Source organism: Saccharopolyspora montiporae, from assembly GCF_015209505.1.
Lineage (GTDB): Bacteria > Actinomycetota > Actinomycetes > Mycobacteriales > Pseudonocardiaceae > Saccharopolyspora > Saccharopolyspora montiporae.
Window position 1 is genome coordinate 11,219 of the sequence record NZ_JADEYC010000016.1, and the last position, 20,166, is coordinate 31,384.

The 20,166-nt window shown below is 70.6% G+C and carries 17 protein-coding genes and 1 tRNA gene; 15 read left to right on the top strand and 3 right to left on the bottom strand.

Going from position 1 to position 20,166, the window contains the following annotated elements; all coding sequences use genetic code 11:
* Positions 1-8 precede the first annotated feature (8 nt).
* The 12 genes from nuoF (at position 9) to ddaH (ending at position 15,238) form a co-directional block, all read left to right on the top strand.
* A complete protein-coding gene (nuoF, locus tag IQ251_RS10715) occupies positions 9-1,313 on the top strand; it encodes an NADH-quinone oxidoreductase subunit NuoF (protein ID WP_193928366.1) in 1,305 nt (434 codons plus the stop codon).
* Positions 1,310-3,820, top strand: coding sequence for an NADH-quinone oxidoreductase subunit G (locus tag IQ251_RS10720; protein ID WP_193928367.1), 2,511 nt, complete (start codon positions 1,310-1,312; stop codon positions 3,818-3,820). Before nuoF ends, IQ251_RS10720 begins: the two co-directional genes overlap by 4 nt.
* Positions 3,817-5,130: an NADH-quinone oxidoreductase subunit NuoH gene (nuoH, locus tag IQ251_RS10725; protein ID WP_193928368.1), complete on the top strand. Its 1,314-nt coding sequence runs from the start codon at positions 3,817-3,819 to the stop codon at positions 5,128-5,130. Before IQ251_RS10720 ends, nuoH begins: the two co-directional genes overlap by 4 nt.
* The gene (gene nuoI / locus IQ251_RS10730; RefSeq protein WP_193928369.1) at positions 5,117-5,683 is read left to right on the top strand and encodes an NADH-quinone oxidoreductase subunit NuoI; all 567 of its coding nucleotides are present in this window, start codon (positions 5,117-5,119) and stop codon (positions 5,681-5,683) included. Before nuoH ends, nuoI begins: the two co-directional genes overlap by 14 nt.
* Positions 5,680-6,660, top strand: coding sequence for an NADH-quinone oxidoreductase subunit J (locus tag IQ251_RS10735; RefSeq protein ID WP_193928370.1), 981 nt, complete (start codon positions 5,680-5,682; stop codon positions 6,658-6,660). The genes nuoI and IQ251_RS10735 overlap by 4 nt, the downstream gene beginning before the upstream one ends.
* Positions 6,657-6,956 (top strand): NADH-quinone oxidoreductase subunit NuoK, encoded by a 300-nt coding sequence (gene nuoK / locus IQ251_RS10740; protein WP_193928371.1) that lies wholly within the window; start codon positions 6,657-6,659, stop codon positions 6,954-6,956. The genes IQ251_RS10735 and nuoK overlap by 4 nt, the downstream gene beginning before the upstream one ends.
* A gap of 11 nt (positions 6,957-6,967) precedes the next feature.
* Entirely contained in the window at positions 6,968-8,980 is a 2,013-nt protein-coding gene (gene nuoL, locus IQ251_RS10745; RefSeq protein ID WP_193928372.1) for an NADH-quinone oxidoreductase subunit L, read from the top strand.
* Between the two features lie 55 nt (positions 8,981-9,035).
* Positions 9,036-10,613 carry an NADH-quinone oxidoreductase subunit M gene (locus tag IQ251_RS10750; protein ID WP_193928373.1) on the top strand — a complete coding sequence of 526 codons (1,578 nt, stop codon included), beginning with the start codon at positions 9,036-9,038 and terminating at the stop codon, positions 10,611-10,613.
* Positions 10,614-10,624: 11 nt separating this feature from the next.
* Positions 10,625-12,172: an NADH-quinone oxidoreductase subunit NuoN gene (nuoN, locus tag IQ251_RS10755; protein WP_228046557.1), complete on the top strand. Its 1,548-nt coding sequence runs from the start codon at positions 10,625-10,627 to the stop codon at positions 12,170-12,172.
* A 49-nt stretch (positions 12,173-12,221) separates the two neighbouring features.
* Complete coding sequence (locus tag IQ251_RS10760) at positions 12,222-13,250, top strand: polyprenyl synthetase family protein (protein WP_370591327.1); 1,029 nt, start codon at positions 12,222-12,224, stop codon at positions 13,248-13,250.
* A gap of 174 nt (positions 13,251-13,424) precedes the next feature.
* The gene (locus IQ251_RS10765) at positions 13,425-14,327 is read left to right on the top strand and encodes a sunset domain-containing protein (RefSeq protein WP_193928374.1); all 903 of its coding nucleotides are present in this window, start codon (positions 13,425-13,427) and stop codon (positions 14,325-14,327) included.
* A gap of 59 nt (positions 14,328-14,386) precedes the next feature.
* Complete coding sequence (gene ddaH / locus IQ251_RS10770; RefSeq protein ID WP_228046558.1) at positions 14,387-15,238, top strand: dimethylargininase; 852 nt, start codon at positions 14,387-14,389, stop codon at positions 15,236-15,238.
* Between the two features lie 52 nt (positions 15,239-15,290).
* Here the strand turns inward: ddaH and IQ251_RS10775 are convergent, their stop codons facing one another.
* Entirely contained in the window at positions 15,291-16,199 is a 909-nt protein-coding gene (locus IQ251_RS10775; RefSeq protein ID WP_193928375.1) for a YceI family protein, read from the bottom strand.
* 307 nt (positions 16,200-16,506) lie between these two features.
* Here IQ251_RS10775 and htpX point away from each other — a divergent pair, with 307 nt between their 5' ends.
* Entirely contained in the window at positions 16,507-17,379 is an 873-nt protein-coding gene (htpX, locus tag IQ251_RS10780; protein ID WP_193928376.1) for a zinc metalloprotease HtpX, read from the top strand.
* A gap of 3 nt (positions 17,380-17,382) precedes the next feature.
* On the opposite strand, the gene rfbA is transcribed toward htpX, so the two are convergent.
* Together rfbA and IQ251_RS10790 are read right to left on the bottom strand one after the other, a co-directional pair.
* Positions 17,383-18,258, bottom strand: a complete 876-nt coding sequence (gene rfbA / locus IQ251_RS10785) for a glucose-1-phosphate thymidylyltransferase RfbA (RefSeq protein WP_193928377.1) — start codon at positions 18,256-18,258, stop codon at positions 17,383-17,385.
* Between the two features lie 37 nt (positions 18,259-18,295).
* Positions 18,296-18,787: a YajQ family cyclic di-GMP-binding protein gene (locus IQ251_RS10790; RefSeq protein ID WP_193928378.1), complete on the bottom strand. Its 492-nt coding sequence runs from the start codon at positions 18,785-18,787 to the stop codon at positions 18,296-18,298.
* Positions 18,788-18,907: 120 nt separating this feature from the next.
* Here IQ251_RS10790 and IQ251_RS10795 point away from each other — a divergent pair.
* Together IQ251_RS10795 and IQ251_RS10800 are read left to right on the top strand one after the other, a co-directional pair.
* Positions 18,908-18,989: transfer RNA gene (locus IQ251_RS10795), tRNA-Tyr, on the top strand.
* A 107-nt stretch (positions 18,990-19,096) separates the two neighbouring features.
* Positions 19,097-19,978, top strand: coding sequence for a hypothetical protein (locus tag IQ251_RS10800; RefSeq protein WP_193928379.1), 882 nt, complete (start codon positions 19,097-19,099; stop codon positions 19,976-19,978).
* Positions 19,979-20,166 lie beyond the last annotated feature (188 nt).

Consider the following 20,166-nt stretch of genomic DNA (forward strand, 5'->3'; position numbering starts at 1 on the left):
GGGTGGTCATGACCGAACCCGGAACCAGCCCGCTGACACCGGTGCTCACCGAGCGCTGGACCGAACCCGAGTCGTGGACGCTGGACAGCTACGAGCGCGGCGGCGGTTACACGGCGCTGCGCAAGGCCCTGACCGCCGAACCCGGCCAGCTGGTGGAGCTGGTCAAGGCGGCAGGGCTCCGCGGGCGCGGCGGTGCCGGGTTCCCGGCCGGCGTGAAGTGGGGCTTCATGCCCACCGAGCCGGTCAAGCCGCACTACCTGGTCATCAACGCCGACGAGGGCGAACCCGGGACGTGCAAGGACATCCCGCTGATGATGGCCGATCCGCACGCGCTGATCGAGGGCTGCGTCATCGCGGCCCGCGCGATGCGCGCCAACCACTGCATGATCTACGTGCGCGGCGAGGCGCTGCACTGCATCCGCAGGTTGTCCCGCGCGGTCCGCGAGGCGCGCGAGGCGGGCTACGTCGGCCGCGACGTGCTCGGCTCCGGGTTCGACCTGGAGATCGTGGTGCACGCCGGGGCCGGGGCCTACATCTGCGGTGAGGAGACGGCGCTGCTGGACTCGCTGGAGGGCAAGCGCGGACAGCCCCGGCTGAAACCGCCGTTCCCGGCGGCCGCCGGGCTCTACGCCTGCCCGACCACGGTGAACAACGTGGAGACCATCGCCACCGTCCCGCACGTGGTCAACGGCGGTTCGGACTGGTTCCGGCGGATGGGCACCGAGAAGTCCCCCGGCCCGAAGATCTACTCGGTTTCCGGGCACGTGGCCAACCCCGGGCAGTACGAGGCGCCGCTGGGCACCACCCTGCGCCAATTGCTGGAGCTCGCCGGCGGGATGAAGGACGGGATCCCGCTGAAGTTCTGGACACCGGGCGGATCCTCCACCCCGCTGCTGACCGCCGAGCACCTGGACGTGCCGCTGGACTTCGAGGGCGCGGCCGAAGCCGGATCGATGCTGGGCACCACCGCGGTGATGGTGTTCAACGAGACGATCTCGGTGCCGTGGGCGGTGATGAAGTGGACGCAGTTCTACGAGCACGAGTCCTGCGGCAAGTGCACGCCGTGCCGGGAGGGCACGTTCTGGATGGCCCAGGTGCTGGAGCGGATGGTCGACGGCCGCGGCACCGAGGAGGACATCGACACCCTGCTCGACGTCTGCGACAACGTCTTCGGTCGCTCGTTCTGCGCACTCGGTGACGGCGCGGTCAGCCCGATCACCAGCGGCATCAAGTACTTCCGCGATGAGTTCCTCGCCCTGTGCGAGAGCAACAGGACCAACACCGAACCGGCACTCGTAGGAGCGGCCCGATGACGGCGGCACCCGAAGCCCAGTCCCCCCCGGTACCGGAAGGGCACGTCCGGCTGACCGTGGACGGCGTCGAGGTCGACGCCCCGAAGGGCGAACTGCTCATCCGCACGGCCGAGCGGCTCGGCATCGTGATCCCGCGATTCTGCGATCACCCGCTGCTGGACCCGGCGGGCGCCTGCCGGCAGTGCCTGGTGGACGTGGAGGTCAACGGCCGGCCGATGCCGAAACCGCAGGCCTCGTGCACCATCACCGTCGCCGACGGCATGGTGGTGCGCACGCAGAAGACCTCGGAGGTCGCGGACAAGGCGCAGCAGGGCGTGATGGAACTGCTGCTCATCAACCACCCGCTGGACTGCCCGATCTGCGACAAGGGCGGTGAATGCCCGCTGCAGAACCAGGCGCTCAAGCACGGGCGGGCCGATTCCCGCTTCCGGGACACCAAGCGCACCTTCGCCAAACCGGTACCGATCTCCAGCCAGGTCCTGCTGGACCGCGAGCGGTGCGTGCTGTGCCAGCGCTGCACCCGGTTCTCCAAGCAGATCGCCGGCGACCCGTTCATCGAACTGCTGGAACGCGGTGCGGTACAGCAGATCGGCATCGCCGAGCAGCAGCCGTTCCAGTCCTACTTCTCCGGCAACACCATCCAGATCTGCCCGGTGGGTGCGCTCACCAGCGCTGCCTACCGGTTCCGCTCCCGGCCGTTCGACCTGGTCTCCACGGCCGGCAAGTGCGAGCACTGCGCCTCCGGCTGCGACCTCCGCAACGACTGGCGCCGCGGCTCGGTGATGCGCCGGCTCGCGGGCAACGATCCGGAGGTCAACGAGGAGTGGATCTGCGACAAGGGTCGGTTCGCGTTCCGCTACGCCAGCACCGGTGACCGGATCACCCGCCCGCACGTGCGCGAGGGCGGCGAGCTGCGACCCGCGTCCTGGACCGAGGCGCTGCGCGTGGCCGCGGACGGGCTCACCGCGGCCCGCGGTGCACGCGGTGCCGGGGTGCTGCCCGGCGGGCGGCTGACCCTCGAAGACGCCTACGCGTACAGCAAGTTCGCGCGAATGGCGTTGGGCAGCAACGACATCGACTTCCGCGCGCGCCCGCACTCCGCCGAGGAGGAGCGGTTCCTGACCGCGCAGGTGGTCGGCACCGGCCCGGACACCGGGGTGACCTACCGCGACCTGGAGCAGGCCCCCGCGGTGCTGTGTGTGGCCTTCGAGCCCGAGGAGGAGTCGCCGATCGTCTTCTTGCGCCTGCGCAAAGCCGCCCGTACGGGCACGACGCAGGTGTTCCACCTCGGGCAGTGGATGTCGCCCGGGGTGGAGAAGACCACGACGATCATGCACGACGGCGGTCCGCGCACCACCGGTGCGCTCGTCCGGTGCGCACCCGGCGCGGAAGCCCGCGGGCTGCGCGAACTCCCGGACGACGTGCTGCAGGCGCTGAGCTCGCCCGGCGCGGTGCTCCTCGTCGGCGAGCGGGCCGCGTCGGTTCCCGGGTTGCCGTCCGAGGTGCTGCGCACCGCGTCCCGGACCGGGGCGCGCGTGGCGTGGATCCCGCGGCGCGCCGGTGAACGCGGTGCGCTGGAAGCCGGTGCGCTGCCCGGGCTGCTGCCGGGCGGGCGCCCGGTCGGCGATCCCGCCGCCCGCGCCGAGGTGGAACGCGCGTGGGACGCGGCGCTGCCCGCGGCACCCGGTCGGGACACCACCGCGATCCTGCGCGCGGCCGCGGCCGGCGAGCTCTCCGGGCTGGTCGTGGGCGGAGTCGACCCGGACGACCTGCCGGATCCCGCACTCGCGCGGCGCGCGCTGGCCGCCGCGGACATCGTGGTCAGCCTGGAACTGCGGCCCAGCGGCGTGACCGAGTTCGCCGACGTGGTGCTGCCGATCGCCCCGACCGCCGAGAAGTCCGGCAGCTACCTGGACTGGGAGGGCCGCCGCGGCGAATTCGGCACCACCCTCGACGGGACGTCCGCGGTGCCGGACTGCCGGGTGCTGGACACGCTCGCGGTGGAGATGGACGTCGACCTGTTCACCCAGACCCCGGCGGCGGCGGGCCGCGAACTGGACCGGCTGGGCCGATTCGGCGGTGCGCGGGCGGCGCCGCCCGAGGACGAACCGGACGCACCACCGGTCCTGGGCCCGGGCCAGGCCCTGTTGGCGACCTGGCACCAGCTGCTGGACAACGGCTCGCTGCAGGACGGCGAACCCGATCTGGCCGGGACCGCCCGGCGCCGGGCCGCCGCGCTGTCCCCGCGCACCGCGGAGCGCATCGGGCTCGGACCCGGCCAGCAGGTCGAGGTCCGCACCGCCACCGGCGCGGTGGCGCTGGACCCGCAGCTCACCGAGATGCCGGATGACGTGGTGTGGCTGCCCACCAACTCCGGCCGGTCGAAGGTGCTGCGCCACCTCGCCGCCGGGCACGGTTCACCGGTCGAGCTCACCGCGGTGACCCCGCTGCGCCCCGCCAACGGGCACGCCGACTCCGCCGTGGCGGGGAACGGGGGCGGGGCATGACCGAAACCGCGCAGCTGATCAGCGACGATCCGTTGTGGCTGATCCTGCTCAAGGTCGTCGCGATCTTCGTCGTGCTGGTCGTGCTGACCCTGTTGTGCATCTGGTTCGAGCGCCGCGTCCTCGGCCGGATGCAGCACCGCCCCGGACCGAATCGCGCGGGGCCGTTCGGCATCCTGCAGACGCTGGCCGACGGGCTCAAGCTCGCGTTCAAGGAGGACATCCGGCCGGTCCTGGCCGACAAGTGGATCTACGTGCTGGCGCCGATCATCTCGGCGACCCCGGCGCTGGTGTCCTTCTCGGTGATCCCGGTCGGCCCGGAGGTCACGATCTTCGGCGAGCGCACCGCGCTGCAGCTGGTCGACCTGCCGGTGGGCCTGCTGGTGGTGCTGGCCTGCGCCTCGATCGGCGTGTACGGGATCGTGCTGGCCGGCTGGTCGTCCGGCTCGCCCTACCCGCTGCTCGGCTCGCTGCGCTCGGCCGCGCAGGTGATCTCCTACGAGATCGCGATGGGCCTGTCGTTCATCGCGGTGATCCTGTACGCGGGAACGCTGTCCACGTCCGGCATCGTGGCCGCGCAGGCGAACGGCTGGTTCTTCCTGCTGCTGCCGTTCAGCTTCGTGGTCTACCTGGTCGCCATGGTCGGCGAGACCAACCGCGCCCCGTTCGACCTCCCGGAAGCCGAATCGGAGCTGGTCGGCGGTTTCCACACCGAGTACTCCTCGCTGAAGTTCGCGCTGTTCTTCCTGGCCGAGTACATCAACATGGTCACCGTCTCCGCGCTGGCCACCACGCTGTTCCTGGGCGGTTGGCACGCGCCGTGGCCGTTGTCGCTGATCGGCGACGGGGTGCTCAACACCGGCTGGTGGCCCGCGCTGTGGTTCTTCGGCAAGACGATCCTGTTCCTGTTCTTCTTCGTGTGGCTGCGCGGCACCCTGCCCCGGCTGCGCTACGACCAGTTCATGGATCTGGGCTGGAAGTTCCTGGTCCCGCTGAGCCTGCTGTGGATCATGGCGGTGGCCGTGATCCGCCAGGTGCGCAACGCGGGGCTGGTCAGCCCGCAGCAGTTCCTCATCGGTGGCGGTGTGCTGATCGCGGTGCTGGTGCTGGTGATCCTGCTGGTCCCGGGGCGGCGCACACCTCCGGAGGAGCCGCCGAAGGCACCGCTGTCCGGCGGCGGGTACCCGGTGCCGCCGCTCGACCTGGAAGTCCCGGAGACCCCGGCCCGGCGCACCCCGGCGCGCACCGGCGCGCAGACGGGCGAGGGCGCGGGTGGTCCGCGAAGCGAGGAGACGTCCAATGGGCATGTTTGATCCGCTCAAGGGCTTCGGAGTCACCTTCTCCACGATGTTCAAGAAGGTCGTCACCGAGGAGTACCCGGAGGTCAAGAAGGTCCCGGCGCCCCGGTTCCACGGCCGCCACCAGCTCAACCGGCACCCGGATGGGTTGGAGAAGTGCGTCGGCTGCGAGCTGTGCGCCTGGGCCTGCCCGGCCGACGCCATCTTCGTCGAGGGCGGGGACAACACCGAGCAGGAGCGCTACTCGCCCGGTGAGCGCTTCGGCCTCGACTACCAGATCAACTACCTGCGCTGCATCGGCTGCGGCCTGTGCATCGAGGCGTGCCCGACCAGGGCGCTGACGATGACCAACGAGTACGAGACCGCCGACGACAACCGGCAGGACCTCATCTACACCAAGGAGGACCTGCTGGCCCCGCTGCTGCCCGGCATGGAGCAGCCGCCGCACCCGATGCGGCTCGGCGAGGACGAGCAGGACTACTACGTCAACGGCCCGGAACTGGCCCGGCGGCAGGGGGTTCCCGCCGACGAGACCGTGGAGACCGGGCGGGAGGAGGCCGCCCGATGACGGTCACGGCGGCACCGGTGCTCGCGCAGGCGGGCTCGGCGGTGGTGGGCGCCGGGGAGACCGCGGCGTTCTGGGTGCTGGGCCCGCTGGCGCTGGTCGGCGCGCTGGGCATGGTCTTCGCGCGCAACGCGGTGCATTCGGCGCTGTGGCTGGTGCTGACGATGCTGTGCCTGGGTGTGCTGTACATGGCGCAGAGCGCGTCCTTCCTCGGCTTCACCCAGATCATCGTCTACACCGGCGCGATCATGATGCTGTTCCTGTTCGTGCTGATGATGGTCGGCCGGGACGCGTCTGACTCGGTGGTGGAAGTGCTGCGCGGGCAGCGGCTCTGGGCCGGGATCGGCGGTGTGGCGCTGGCGGTGCTGCTCACCGCCGGGCTGTCCCGCGCGCTGGTGGACGTGCCGGTGGCCGCCCCGCTGGACCCGTGGGCGCCCAGCGGTGGCGGGGCCGGCGGGCTCGGCATGCTCATCTTCACCGACTACCTGTTCCCGTTCGAGCTGACCTCGGCGCTGCTGATCACCGCGGCGGTCGGCGCGATGGTGCTCGCCTACGGCGGCAAGGGGCGCGGGCCGCGGCTCGGCCAGCGCGACCAGGCCGATGCGCGGTTCCGCGGCGACCGGCCGTCCCCGCAGCCGGGTCCGGGCGTGTACGCCACGGCGAACTCGGTGGCCGTGCCCGCGCTGCTGCCGGACGGATCGGTGGCCCCGGAGTCCATGTCGGAACTGCTGGCCAACCTTCCCGCCGACGAGCTGGTGGCCGACCGGGAGGCGGTCGCCGGTACCGGCCCGGAGCCGGACCCGCATGCGCTGACCGAGGAACCCGCCCGCGAGCACGGCTCCGGTGCGCAGCAGGAACCGAGCAACGGCACGGTCTCCGACCCCGAGGGCGAGTCCGGGCCGGCATCCGAACCCGAGGACGGGAACAACGGCGACGGGACCGGGTCCGCGCACGCCTCACCCGAGGAGGTCCGGCAGTGACTCCGACCCACTACCTGGTGCTGTCCGCGCTGCTGTTCACCATCGGCGCGGTCGGGGTGCTGGTGCGGCGCAACGCCATCGTCGTGTTCATGTGCATCGAGCTGATGCTCAACGCGGTGAATCTCTCGCTGGTGACCTTCGCGCGCATCGACGGTTCGGTGCACGGGCAGGTCATGGCCTTCTTCGTGATGGTCGTGGCCGCCGCCGAAGTGGTCGTCGGCCTGGCCATCATCATGTCGATCTTCCGGACGCGTCGCTCGGCCTCGGTCGATGACGCCAACCTGCTCAAGTACTGAGAGGGCGCGTGGTGACGAGCTTTTCGACTACCGGGGCCTTCGTCGGCGCGGTCCAACCGGATCCGGTCACCGCCGCGGGCGCCGCCCAGCAGAACGCGTGGCTGATCGTGGCGCTGCCCGCGCTCGGTGCGCTGGTGCTGCTGCTGGCCGGCCGGCGCGCCAACGGCTGGGGACACTACCTGGGCTGCGCGACGGTGTTCGCCGCCTTCGCCTACGCCGTGTGGCTGTTCACCTCGGTCACCGCGCGCCCGGAAGCCGAGCGGATCCCCGAACTGCACCTGTTCTCCTGGATCCCGGTCGGCGCGCTGCAGGTGGACTTCGGGCTGCGGATGGATCCGCTGGCGCTGGTGTTCGTGCTGCTGATCACCGGGGTGGGTGCGCTGATCCACCTGTACTCGGTGGGCTACATGGCGCAGGACCAGCTGGGCCGCAGCGGGCGGGAGAACACCGAGCGGCGCCGCTTCTTCGCCTACCTCAACCTGTTCGTCGCGGCGATGCTGGTGCTGGTGCTGGGCAACAGCTTCGTGACCCTGTACCTGGGCTGGGAGGGTGTCGGCCTGGCGTCCTACCTGCTGATCGGGTTCTGGCAGCAGCGCCCATCGGCGGCCGCGGCGGCGACCAAGGCGTTCGTGATGAACCGGGTCGGTGACGTCGGTCTGGCGCTGGCGATCTTCCTGCTGTTCGCGAACCTGGGCACCACGCAGTACACCGAGGTGTTCGCGCGCGCAGGCGAGCTCTCGCCCGGCGTGCTGCTGGCGATCACGCTCCTGCTGCTGCTCGGCGCGTGCGGCAAGTCCGGCCAGGTGCCGCTGCAGGCGTGGCTGCCGGACGCGATGGCCGGTCCGACACCGGTGTCCGCGCTGATCCACGCCGCCACGATGGTCACCGCGGGCGTCTACCTGGTCGCGCGGTCGAATCCGCTGTTCACCCTCTCGCCCGGCGGGCAGCTCGCCGCGGCGGTGGTCGGCGCGGTGACCCTGCTGGTCGGCTGCATCATCGGCTGCGCCTACGACGACATCAAGAAGGTGCTCGCCTACTCCACGGTCAGCCAGATCGGCTACATGATGCTCGCCGTCGGGCTCGGTCCCGCCGGGTATGCGCTGGGCATCATGCACCTGCTCACGCACGGCTTCTTCAAGGCCGGGCTGTTCCTCGGCGCGGGCTCGGTGATGCACGGGATGAACGATGAGGTCGACATGCGCAGGTTCGGCGGCCTGCGCCGGTACATGCCGGTCACCTTCGCCACGTTCGGCCTCGGCTACCTCGCGCTGATCGGGTTCCCGTTCCTGTCCGGTTTCTACTCCAAGGACGCGATCATCGAGGCCGCGTTCGGCCAAGAGGGTTGGCGTGGCTGGGCTTTCGGCGGGATCGCGCTGTTGGGCGCGGCGCTGACGGCGTTCTACATGACCCGCCTGGTGCTGCTGACCTTCTTCGGCGAGAAGCGTTGGGAGGGGCGCAAGTCCGATGATGGGCGGGACTTCCACCCGCACGAGTCGCCACTGGTGATGACCGCGCCGATGGTGGTGCTGGCCGTCGGCTCGGTCGGCGCCGGTTTCGCCTTCGCCGGCGGGGACCGGCTGGCCGGATTCCTGGCGCCCTCGCTGGGCGAGCTCGCCGAACCGACCGGCGGTGTCCTCCCGCACGCGGCGATCCCGGTGGCCACGGTGCTGTTCTCCGCGCTGGGCGCGCTGGTCGCCTGGCTGGTGGTGGGCCGCAAGCCCGTCCCGGTGCAGCGTCCCGAGCAGGTCTCACCCGTGGTGCGTGCCGCCCGCGCCGACCTGTACGGCAACGCCCTCAACGATGCCGTGGCCGTCCGCCCGACAGCGGCGCTGACCCGCGGACTGGTCAGCGCCGACCGGCGGCTGGTGGACGGGTTCGTCAACGGCGTGGCGGGCGCGCTCGGCGCGCTGTCCGAGCGGGCGCGCCGGTTGCAGACCGGTTTCGTCCGCACCTACGCCCTGTCCGTGCTCGTCGGCGGCATCGTGATGATCGCCACGCTGCTGTCGGTCGGGGTGCCGTCATGAGGCCGGGCACCGCGGCGTGCGGCCCGAGGCCGTGTGAGCTCCGGGAGGAGATCCGATGACCCTGCTCCTCGCACTGGTGCTGCTGCCGCTGGTCGGCTCGGTGGCGGTGGTGCTGCTCCGGCGCAGTCCCGCGGCGGCGAAGTGGACCGCGCTCGGGTTCTCGCTGGCCGAGGTAGTGCTGGCCGCGGCGGCCTGGGCCGCCTTCGACCCGGCCGGACCCCGGCTGCAGCTGGCGAGCTCGATCCCGTGGATCCCCGCGTTCGACATCAACCTGTCCTTCGCGGTGGACGGCATCGCGCTGGTGATGATCGCGGTGATCGCGGTGCTCACCCCGCTGGTGCTCGGCTACAGCTGGCACGAGCGATTGCCGGAAGGTCGCACGCACGGCGGGTTCTTCTCGCTGCTGCTGCTGGAGCAGGCGCTGACCGTGGCCGTGTTCGCCACCACCGACCTGTTCGTGTTCTACGTGCTGTTCGAGGTCATGCTCATCCCGATGTACTTCCTCATCGGGGGGTACGGCGGACCGCAGCGCACCTACGCGGCGCTGAAGTTCTTCCTCTACTCGTTCCTCGGCGGGCTGCTCATGCTGGCGTCGGCCATCGGCGCCTACGCGTACAGCGCGCAGGCCACCGGGCAGGGCACCTTCGACTGGGAGCGGCTGGTCCCGGTGCTGGCCGACGCCCCGATGTCCGTGCAGGTCTGGCTGTTCCTCGGCTTCTTCGCCGCGTTCGCGATCAAGGCCCCGCTGGTGCCGTTCCACACCTGGCTGCCGGATGCCGCTCAGCAGGCGCCGATCGGCGTGGCGGTGATCGTGGTCGGCGTGCTGGACAAGGTCGGCACGTTCGGTTTCCTGCGCTACAGCCTGCCGCTCGCGCCGCAGGCCGCGCAGCTTCTCGCGCCGCTGGTGCTGGTGCTGGCGGTGGCCGGGGTGCTGTACGGATCGCTGCAGGCGTTCGGGCAGACCGACCTCAAGCGGCTGATCGCCTACGTCTCGATCGCGCACTTCGGGTTCATCGCGCTCGGCGTCTTCGCCTTCAGCACGCAGGCGCAGGTGGGTGCGGTGACGTACATGGTCAACCACAGCCTGGCGACCGGACTGCTGATCCTGGCCCTGGGCATGGTGATCGTGCGCGGCGGGTCCAGCCGGATGGCCGACTACGGCGGGATGGCCAAGCTGACCCCGGTGCTGGCCGGCGTGCTGCTGGTGGCCGGGCTGAGCACGCTGTCGCTGCCCGGCACGAACTCGTTCATCAGCGAGTTCCTGGTGTTGATCGGCGCGTTCCAGACCCGCCCGGTCTACGCGGTGCTGGCCTCGCTGGGCCTGGTGCTGGCCGCGATGTACGTGTTGCGGCTCTACCAGCGCACGATGCAGGGCCCGGTGCGCGGGGACGCGTTGCTGGGCACCGCGGCCGGTCCCGGTGCGGTGTCCGATCCGAACCGGCCGGGCGCGCACCGCCCGCGGATCACCGACCTGGGAACGCGCGAGGTGGCGGTACTCACCCCGCTGATCGCGCTGGTGATCGGGTTGGGCTTCTACCCGGCGCCGGTGCTGGACGTGGTCGATTCCTCGGTCGCCGGAACCATGAGCCAGGTCGGAGTCGCCGACCCGGGCACCTCGCAGGGAGGTAACTGACAGTGGGTGCGTTGGCGCAGCAGCCGTCGGAGTTCCCGCCGATCGACTACCCGGCGATCATGCCGGTACTGGTCATCCTCGGGGCGGCCCTGCTGGGAATCCTGGTGGAGTCGTTCCTGCCCCGGCAGCAGCGCTGGCCGGTGCAGGTCGTGCTGACCCTGGGCGGCATCGTGCTGGCCGGCGCCTCGCTGGCTTGGTACGCGCGCGGTGCGGGCACCGGGACGACCACGCTGGCCGGCACCGTGGCGGTGGACGGGCCTGCGCTGTTCCTCTGGGGGACGTTGCTGGCGCTGTCGTTGGCCGCGGTGCTGCTCATCGCGGACCGCTCGGTGGAGCCCGGCGGGGCGTTCGTCGCCGAATCCAACGCCGCCGAGGGGCCGGGCACCATGAGCCGCGCGGCCGCCGACGCGGGCGGGATGCGCACCGAGGTTTTCCCGCTCGCCCTGTTCTCCCTGGCCGGGATGATGGTGTTCTGCGCCGCCAACGACCTGCTCACCATGTTCGTGGCGCTGGAGGTGCTGAGCCTGCCGCTGTACCTGATGTGCGGGCTGGCCAAGCGGCGCAGGCTGCTGTCCCAGGAAGCGGCGGTGAAGTACTTCCTGCTCGGCGCGTTCGCCTCGGCGTTCTTCCTGTACGGGCTGGCGCTGTTGTACGGCTACGCGGGTTCGGTGCAGCTGGCGGCGATCGCCGATGCCACGGCGGGCAGCGACCGCTCGGACACGCTGCTGTTCGCAGGTCTGGGCCTGCTGCTGGTGGGGCTGCTGTTCAAGGCCTCCATCGGTCCGTTCCACGCCTGGACCCCGGACGTCTACCAGGGCGCACCCACCGCGGTGACCGGTTTCATGGGCGCGTGCACCAAGGTCGCCGCGTTCGGCGCGATCCTGCGCGTGCTGCAGGTGGCTTTCCAGGCGTCCAGCTGGGAGTGGCGCGGCGTGCTGTGGGCGGTGGCGATCGCCTCGATGGTCATCGGGGTGGTGCTGGGGCTGACCCAGCGCGACGTGAAGCGGATGATCGCCTACTCCTCGGTGGCGCACGCGGGCTTCCTGCTGATCGGCGCGATCGCGCTGACCGACCGCGGACTGTCCGGCACCCTGTTCTATCTGCTGGCCTACGGGTTCACCACGGTGGCCGTGTTCGGGGTGATCAGCCTGGTGCGCAACTCCGATGGTGAGGCAACTCACCTGGCCGACTGGGCGGGCTTGGCCAAGCGTTCGCCCCTGGTCGCGCTCGTGTTCACCTTCCTGCTGTTCGCCCTGGCCGGGATCCCGCTGACGAGCGGATTCATCGGCAAGTTCGTGGTTTTCGAAGCCGCGCTGGCCGATGGAATGGCTCCGCTGGTGGTCGTCGCGCTGGTGGCCAGTGCGGTTGCGGCCTTCTTCTACCTTCGTGTCATCGTGCTGATGTACTTCAGCGAACCGGCACCTGACGGGCCCACCGTGAGCGTGCCGGGCGCGTTCACGACAGCCGCGATCACGCTCGGTGTGGTCGTCACGTTGTTGCTGGGCGTGTTGCCGACGTGGGCACTGGACTGGGCGAACGTCGGTAGCTTCGTGTCGTAGAGTGCTCGCCCGTAGGGGCGATCGTCGGGGGAGCGAAGGCGACGGTGACGTGAGCAGGCCAGCGGGAGATCCGATCCGCGAGCTGAGCGGTGAAGTGCCGGGTGGAGTCGAGATCGCCGACGAGGCACTGGCCGAATCGGTTCGGCAGGGCATGGCCCGCGTCGAAGAACTGCTGCACAGCTCGGTGCAGAGCGAGTTCGACTTCGCGACCCGCACGTCGTTGCACCTGGTCGACGCGGGCGGCAAGCGGTTCCGCCCGCTGTTCACCCTGCTGGCGGCGCAATTCGGTGATCCGGCGTCCGAGGACGTGATCAAGTCCGCGGCGATCGTCGAGATGGTGCACCTGGCGACGCTCTACCACGACGACGTGATGGACGAGGCCACGATGCGCCGCGGCGCGACCAGCGCCAACGCGCGCTGGGACAACTCGGTGGCCATCCTCACCGGCGACTTCCTGTTCGCCCAGGCGTCGCGGCTGGTCGCGGACCTGGGCCCGGACGCGGCCCGCCAGATGGCGCGCACGTTCGAGGCCCTGGTCACGGGGCAGATGCGTGAGACCGTCGGGGTCGGTAGCGACGAGGACGTCATCGACCACCACCTGAAGGTGATCTACGAGAAGACCGGTTCGCTGATCGCCACGGCGGGCCGGTTCGGCGCGTGGTTCTCCGGTGCGCGGGAAGCGGACGTACACGCCTTGGACCGGATCGGCCGCATCCTGGGCACCGCGTTCCAGATCTCCGACGACGTCATCGACATCGCCTCGCCGTCCGCGGAGTCCGGCAAGGTGCCCGGCACCGACATCCGGGAGGGCGTGCGCACGCTGCCGATGCTGTACGTGCTCGCCGATCCGGACGAGGACCCGCGGCTGCACCGGCTGCTGTCTGGGCCGGTCGAGTCGGACGCCGAGGTGGCCGAGGCGCTGGAGCTGCTGCGCGCGTCGAACGGTCTGCAGCGGGCGCGGGCGAAGCTGGACGAGTTCGCCGACGACGCCCGGGAGGAGCTCGCTTCCCTGCCCGCGGGCCCGGCGGCCGACGCGCTGGGCACCCTGGTCGACTACGTGGTGGCCCGCACCTGGTGAACCCGGCTGTGCGGACCACCCGGGCGCGGCGCGGCCGCGGCCCCATCCTGCGGAGTCCGGATTTCTGCCCGATGCGCACCCGCGCCCGGCGTGACTCGGTCACCCTGGTAGGCGTGCGCCCGGGACGTGCCCGGTCGTCCGCGGTGCCGACGCCGATGAGGAGGGACCTGCATCGTGTCCTGGCTGTTCACGCAGGTGTGGTTGTACAGCATCGCCGCGTTCGCGTTCGGCGTGCTGCTCACGTGGCTGCTGTTCGTGCTCCCGCTGCGCCGGCGCGCGGCCGGGCTGGCCGCCGATCTCCGCGAGGCGTGGTCGTCGGTCACCGACGACGCGCCCGATGACGACCGGGAGGACGACCCGCGCGGCGGCCCGTTCGACCTGCTGGAGCCGGACCGCACCGGCGAGTCCCGGGACGGCCCGACCGAAACCGGGTTGCGCTGGGACGACGACGATCCGGTCGACCTGCACCGCGCGGTGACCACCGCCCCGTACGTCACCCGCCGTTCGGCCGCGGCGTCGGACGGCGCGGCCGCCGCCGACCAGGACCCGCCGACACGTCCGGCCGAACCGCGCGCCGATGCGCCGGCGTTCCCCGCGTCGGCCGAAGCCGGTGCGGGTGCTGCCGAGGGGACCGCGGACTCCGCCGCGGGAACCGCGGAACCGCCGCACCGGTCGTCCGACGAGGCCGACGCAGAGCAGGCGCAGCCAGGATCCCGCTGGCAGCGCCCGGTGCTCAACGGAACGGCCGGGGAGCACGGGATCGAAGAGGCCGACGGATCCGGTCCCCGGGGCTCGTTGTTCGAACCGGAAGCCGATTCCACGCAGGTCATTCCGAAGGTGGACGACGAGGGTGAGCCGCCGCCGCTGCCGCGCCGCACCCCGGGTAGCGGGCCGCGGCCGGGCCGCGAGGGCGGTGGTGGCGGCGCTCCGGTGGTGAAGGGCCACTCCGCGTCGCGGCAGTACCACACCCCGGCGTCGCCGCATTACGCGGACATCGCGGCGGATGTCTGGTTCCGCACGCCGGGCGACGCGGAGATCGCCGGTTTCGAGCCCTGGGACGGCCGCCGCGTGCGCTGAGCAGCGCCGTTCCCCGAGGCCGCTTGTCGGCGGCACCGGGCCGGGTGAGAATGCGACCCATGACGGCCCTCGCAGGTCAGCAGCCCGGTCCGCCGCGGCCGGTGCGCACAGAGCGGGACTACGTGATGTGCCCGCCGCGGTACTTCGCCGTCGAGTACGCGATCAACCCGTGGATGGATCCGGGCGCACCGGTGGACGCGGAGCTGGCCATGCACCAATGGTCGGTGCTGCGCGCCACGTACGAGCGCCTCGGGCACCGGGTGCGGTTGGTCGAACCGCGGCCGGGTCTGCCGGACATGGTGTTCGTCGCCAACGCGGCGACCGCGATCGACGGGCGAGTGCTCGGCGCCCGGTTCCGCAACGCGGAGCGCGCTCCGGAGGCCGAGCACTTCCGGGATTGGCTCGGCGCCAACGGGCATCCCGGCGTCCGGCCGCCCGCGGCGGTCAACGAGGCGGAGGGCGATCTGGTGTGGACCGGGGACGTGCTGCTGGCGGGCAGCGGGTTCCGCACCGATCCGCGGGCGCACCGCGAAGCGGCTGCGGTACTCGGGGTTCCGGTGGTCTCGCTGGAGCTGGTCGACGAACGCTACTACCACCTGGACACGGCGCTGTTCGTGCTCACCCGCGGGCCGCGGGCGCGGATCGCCTACTACCCGCCCGCGTTCTCCGCCGCCGCGCAGGACCTGCTCGGGCGGATGTTCCCGGATGCCGTGGCCGCCGATGCGGCGGATGCGGCCTGCCTGGGGCTGAACGCGGTCAGCGACGGCAAGCACGTGGTGCTGCCGGCGGAGGCCACCGGGCTCGCCGAGGCGCTGGCCGGCCTGGGCTACGAGCCGATCCCGGTGGACGTCTCCGAGCTGCGCAAGGCGGGTGGCGGCCCGAAGTGCTGCACCCTGGAACTGCACGCCTGATCTGTACTGCGGCGCGCGCCGGGCCGCCGCCCGCGCAGGTATCGGCGCCCGGTCACTGCTCCAGGACGGCCTGGACGCCGAGCTCGATGTCGATCGTGGGGCCGACGACCGCGATGCCCTTGGCCAGCGTGGCCTGCCAGTTCACCGCGTAGTCCTCGCGACGCAGCGTGGTCTTCGCGTCGCAGGCCACTCGGACGTCGCTGTCGAACCCGGGGCCCTGCCAGCGGCGGTTGCCGAGGTAGCGGGTCTCCAGCTCGACGGGGCTGGTGGTGCCGCGCAGCGTCAGCGTCCCGTTGACCACCCAGTTGTCGCCGCGCACCTTGGACAGCCGGTCGCTGCTGAACCGCAGGCGCGGGTAGTTCTCCACGTCGAGGAAGTCCTCGGAGCGCAGGTGGTCGTCGCGCATCTTGACGCCGGTGTCGATGCTGGCCGCGTCGATGACGAGCTCGATGCGCGAGTCCTCGAACCGCGGGGCGACCCGGATGGCTCCCTCGAAGTTGCGGAACTGGCCGTGGATCCGGGACATGCCGATGTGCCGGGCGATGAACCGGATCTCGGTGTGCGTCGGGTCGAACTTCCAGATCCCGGGCTGCGGCAGCTCCAGCGAGGCGTCCGGTTCGAGGTGCACCGCGCCGAGCGAGACGTGCTGGTTGACGCGGACGTCGACCTTGACGCTCTTGCGGCGGAACCCGCCCGCGCTCACCGAGACCTTGTGCGGGCCGGGCGGAACGGCGGCGACGAAGTAGCCGTAGGAGTCCGTGTTCCCCTGGGCGATCTGCTGGTTGAGCCGGTCGACGACGGTCACCGTCGCGTCCGGCAGCAGCCGCCCCTGCTCGTCGTGCGCCTGGCAGCTCAGCACCCCGCTGTCCAGCGGGGTGGGCGGCAGGGAGCTTCCGCCCGCGCGGTTCGTCCGCGACGAGGCGCCTCCGCCGGAGCGGCGGCGCAGCTTCGCCAAGATCATTCGAATTCCTTCCGGTCGTCCGCGGGCAGCATGTGGGGGAGGGCAAAAATTGCCGTGCGGCCACCCGTCGGCCAATGCTAAGTCCGATTCGCTCCGTGACTGATCACGCGGGTGCCCCGTTGTATTGCGCACGTCACCGCACTGGAACTCTTGTCCGATTTCGTGCGTTCTACCGGGTGAATTCGCCAGTTGCGCAGCACGCGCCACCGCACGGATCGCGAGCGGCCGATCCGGGGTGCGGGCGCGACACCTGGCACGCTGGCGCACGCACGGGTCCGGCGCAGTCGTGGAATCGGAGGCAGGCACGGTGCACAGGCATTTCAACGGGTTGAAGACCGCGCTGTTGCTCGGCGGCATGAGCGCCCTGGTGCTGTTGATCGGCGCGCAGTTCGGCACCTCAGGTCTGGTCATCGCGCTGGTGGTGGCGCTGGGCACGAACGCCTACGCCTACTTCAACTCGGCGAAGCTGGCGCTGCGCGCGATGCAGGCGCAGCCGGTGTCGGAAGCCGAGCAGCCGCAGATGTACCGGATCGTCCGCGAACTGGCCACCTCCGCGCGCCAGCCGATGCCCGCGCTCTACATCAGCCCGACCCGCGCGCCGAACGCGTTCGCCACCGGGCGCAATCCGCGCAACGCCGCCGTCTGCTGCACGGCGGGGATCTTGGACCTGCTCGACGAGCGGGAGCTGCGCGCGGTGCTCGGCCACGAGCTGTCCCACGTGTACAACCGGGACATCCTCATCTCCAGCGTCGCCGGCGCGCTGGCCAGCGTGGTCACCTTCCTAGCCAACTTCGCCATGCTGTTCGGGATGTTCGGCGGGAGCGGGGAGAACCGGCCGAACCCGTTCGGCATGCTGCTGATCGCGCTGCTCGGGCCGGTGGCCGCCGGGGTGGTGCAGATGGCGGTGAGCCGGTCCCGCGAGTACCAGGCCGACGCCTCCGGCGCGCAGCTCACCGGGGATCCGCTCGCGCTGGCCTCGGCCCTGCGCAAACTGGAGCGCGGTACGCAGCGCGCCCCGCTGGCCCCGGAACCCAAGCTGGTCGCCGAATCGCACCTGATGATCGCCAACCCGTTCCGCCCGGGCGAGAAGATGGCCCGGCTGTTCGCCACGCATCCGCCGATCAGCGAACGCGTGCAGCGGCTGGAGGGCATGGCCGGGCGGCAGCTGCCCCCGGTGTGACGGTCAGGCCCCGGCCGCGCGCGCGACCTCGACGATGTACTCCCCGTAGCCGGACTTGCTGAGCTCCTCGCCCAGTGCGCGGCACTGCTGCGCTGTGATGTAGCCCATGCGCAGCGCGATCTCCTCCAGGCACGCGATGCGCACGCCCTGGCGGTGCTCCAGGACCTGCACGAACTGGCCCGCCTCCAGCAGGGAGTCGTGCGTACCGGTGTCCAGCCAGGCGAAACCCCGGCCCAGCCGGGTGAGCTGCGCCCGTCCGCGCCGGATGTAGGCGAGGTTCACATCGGTGATCTCCAGCTCGCCGCGCGCGGAGGGGCGCAGCCGGGAGGCGATGTCCACGACCTCGTTGTCGTACATGTACAGCCCGGTGATTGCGGTGTTCGACCGCGGTTGCGCGGGCTTCTCCTCGATGGCCGTGAGCAGCCCGTCCTCGTCGACCTCGCCGACGCCGTAGCGCTGCGGGTCGCGGACCGGGTAGCCGAACAGGGTGCAGCCCTCCAGGTCGGCCACCGCGGAGCGCAGCATCCCGGAGAAGCCCTGGCCGTAGAAGATGTTGTCGCCCAGTACCAGGGTCACCGCGTCGTCGCCGATGAAGTCGGCGCCGATCACGAACGCCTCGGCGAGCCCGTTGGGCTCGGGCTGCTCCGCGTAGGAGATCCGGATCCCGAACCGCTCGCCGTCCCCGAGCAGCCGCTGGAACAGCGGCAGATCGCGGGGGGTGGAGATCAGCAGCACGTCCCGGATCCCGGCGAGCATGAGCACCGAGAGCGGGTAGTAGACCATCGGCTTGTCGTAGACCGGCAGCAGCTGCTTGGACACCGCCTGGGTCAGCGGGTGCAGCCGCGTCCCGCTGCCACCGGCCAGCACGATCCCCTTCACCCCGCGCGTCCTCCCCTCCGGACGGTCGCCGTCGTGGTCAGCGGAAGTTCTCGAACTGCAGCGCCACGTCCAGGTCCGCGGACTTCAGCAGCTGGATGACCTCCTGCAGGTCGTCCTTCTTCTTCCCGGACACTCGCAGCTGCTCGCCCTGGATCTGCGCCTGCACCCCCTTGGGGGCCTCGTCGCGGATCTTCTTCGAGATCTTCTTGCCGATCTCCTGCGAGATGCCCTGCACGATCTTGCCGGTGGCCCGGTAGACCCGGCCCGAGCTGGTGGGCTCGCCCATGTCCAGCGACTTCAGCGACAGCCCGCGCTTGATCAGCTTCTCCTTGAACACGTCGATCGCGGCCTTGCAGCGCTCCTCGGTTTCGGACTCCAGCTGCACCGCCTCGTCGCCGGACCACGTGATGCCGGTGCCCGTGCCGCGGAAGTCGAAGCGGGTCGCGAGTTCCTTCGCGGTCTGGTTCAGCGCGTTGTCCACTTCCTGGTGGTCGACCTTGCTGACCACGTCGAACGACGGGTTCGCCACGTTTCCTACCTCCTGCTCGCGGGGCAACTCCTCGGGCGGACACGCTACCGCCATCCCCCGTGCGGATCCGCGAGACACGTTCGGTATGCTTTCCCCCGTACGCCAGCAGGGCTGGCGTGAGCCGGGTTGCCCGAGCGGCCAAAGGGAGCTGACTGTAAATCAGCCGGCACTGCCTTCAGAGGTTCGAATCCTCTACCCGGCACCCAGAGGAGATGCCCCTCTGACCTGCGGAGACAGGTCAGAGGGGCATCTTTTGTACTCGCTGCGCCCGGAGCTGCCCGGGCCTACCCGGCGGTCTACGTACAAAGCGTGTACAAGATCAGCGATGCGAGATCGACTACTTCAGGCGAGGTCGCTGCTCAGGCTGGCTTGAGCCTCACGCCGACCGTGATCGAGCATCCCGGGCCGGAGCCGGCGAAGATGCCGATGAACGGGCCCGGGCCGGACACCACGGAACGCACCCCGGGTGAGGAACAGGCCATCGCCGGTTATCAGGCGAAGGTAGAGGCGTTTAACGAGGCCAGCGCGACGGTGAAAGAGGCGCGGCGCAAGGAGGAATCAGCGCACGACAGTCTCCAAAGCGCGCTGAAGATGACCAAGAGCCTGCCTGAATCGCTCGTTCCGCAAGGCTGGGCGTGGGCTCCGGTGGTCACTGGCGCCTACTCGGGTGCTTATGCGACGGCGAAGGCTTTGAACAAGATTGCCGATAGCGCGCAACAGAAGGCCGACAGTGCTCGGGCTCTGCTCGACAAGCCGGGCCTTTCTCCCGCGGAACGTCAGCAGGCCTTACGGGGCTACCTCGACGGGGAGGGTAAAGCCAGGCCCGCATCGACGGGGGCACAGTCGGCCCAGCGCCTCGACGACATGATCCCGGGGAATCCCAAGGTGAAGGAAGGGCTCAGTACCTCGATCAAGGGTGCTGGCGTCGTTGGTCTGGCCACCACAGGGGCATCCGTGTATCAGGACATTCAGAAGGGTGTGCCTAAGGACAAGGCCATCACGAAGGGGGCGGCAAGTACGGGCGCGAGCGCTGGTGTGGGCGCGGGCATGACCGCTCTTGCCGCCGGCGGCTACATCGGTGGCGTCGCAGCCACCGGCGGAACGCTGCTGATCGGTACGGCGGTCGCTGCCGGTGTCGGCTGGGCCGTGGACAACTACTACGACGACGTCAAGAACTGGTTGACCGACTGATGAGCAGCGCTGAAACCGAACTGCCACCACGTCCAGATTCACAGACCGGCGAACCGTGGCCACCTCGTCCGCCTGGCGTTGTCGGGTTGACGCGGGAGTCGGCCAAGACGACGGCTTCAGCAGGGACGCCTCCTCCAGGGCGGGGGCCTGGCTGGGAGTGTCGATCTAACGGTGTAACTGCGGTGCCT

Coding starts and splice junctions, on each gene's coding strand:
- nuoF (WP_193928366.1), top strand. CDS start 9: ATGACCGAACCCGGAACCAGCCCGCTGACACCGGTGCTCACCGAGCGC.
- IQ251_RS10720 (WP_193928367.1), top strand. CDS start 1,310: ATGACGGCGGCACCCGAAGCCCAGTCCCCCCCGGTACCGGAAGGGCAC.
- nuoH (WP_193928368.1), top strand. CDS start 3,817: ATGACCGAAACCGCGCAGCTGATCAGCGACGATCCGTTGTGGCTGATC.
- nuoI (WP_193928369.1), top strand. CDS start 5,117: ATGGGCATGTTTGATCCGCTCAAGGGCTTCGGAGTCACCTTCTCCACG.
- IQ251_RS10735 (WP_193928370.1), top strand. CDS start 5,680: ATGACGGTCACGGCGGCACCGGTGCTCGCGCAGGCGGGCTCGGCGGTG.
- IQ251_RS10750 (WP_193928373.1), top strand. CDS start 9,036: ATGACCCTGCTCCTCGCACTGGTGCTGCTGCCGCTGGTCGGCTCGGTG.
- ddaH (WP_228046558.1), top strand. CDS start 14,387: ATGACGGCCCTCGCAGGTCAGCAGCCCGGTCCGCCGCGGCCGGTGCGC.
- IQ251_RS10775 (WP_193928375.1), bottom strand. CDS start 16,199: ATGATCTTGGCGAAGCTGCGCCGCCGCTCCGGCGGAGGCGCCTCGTCG.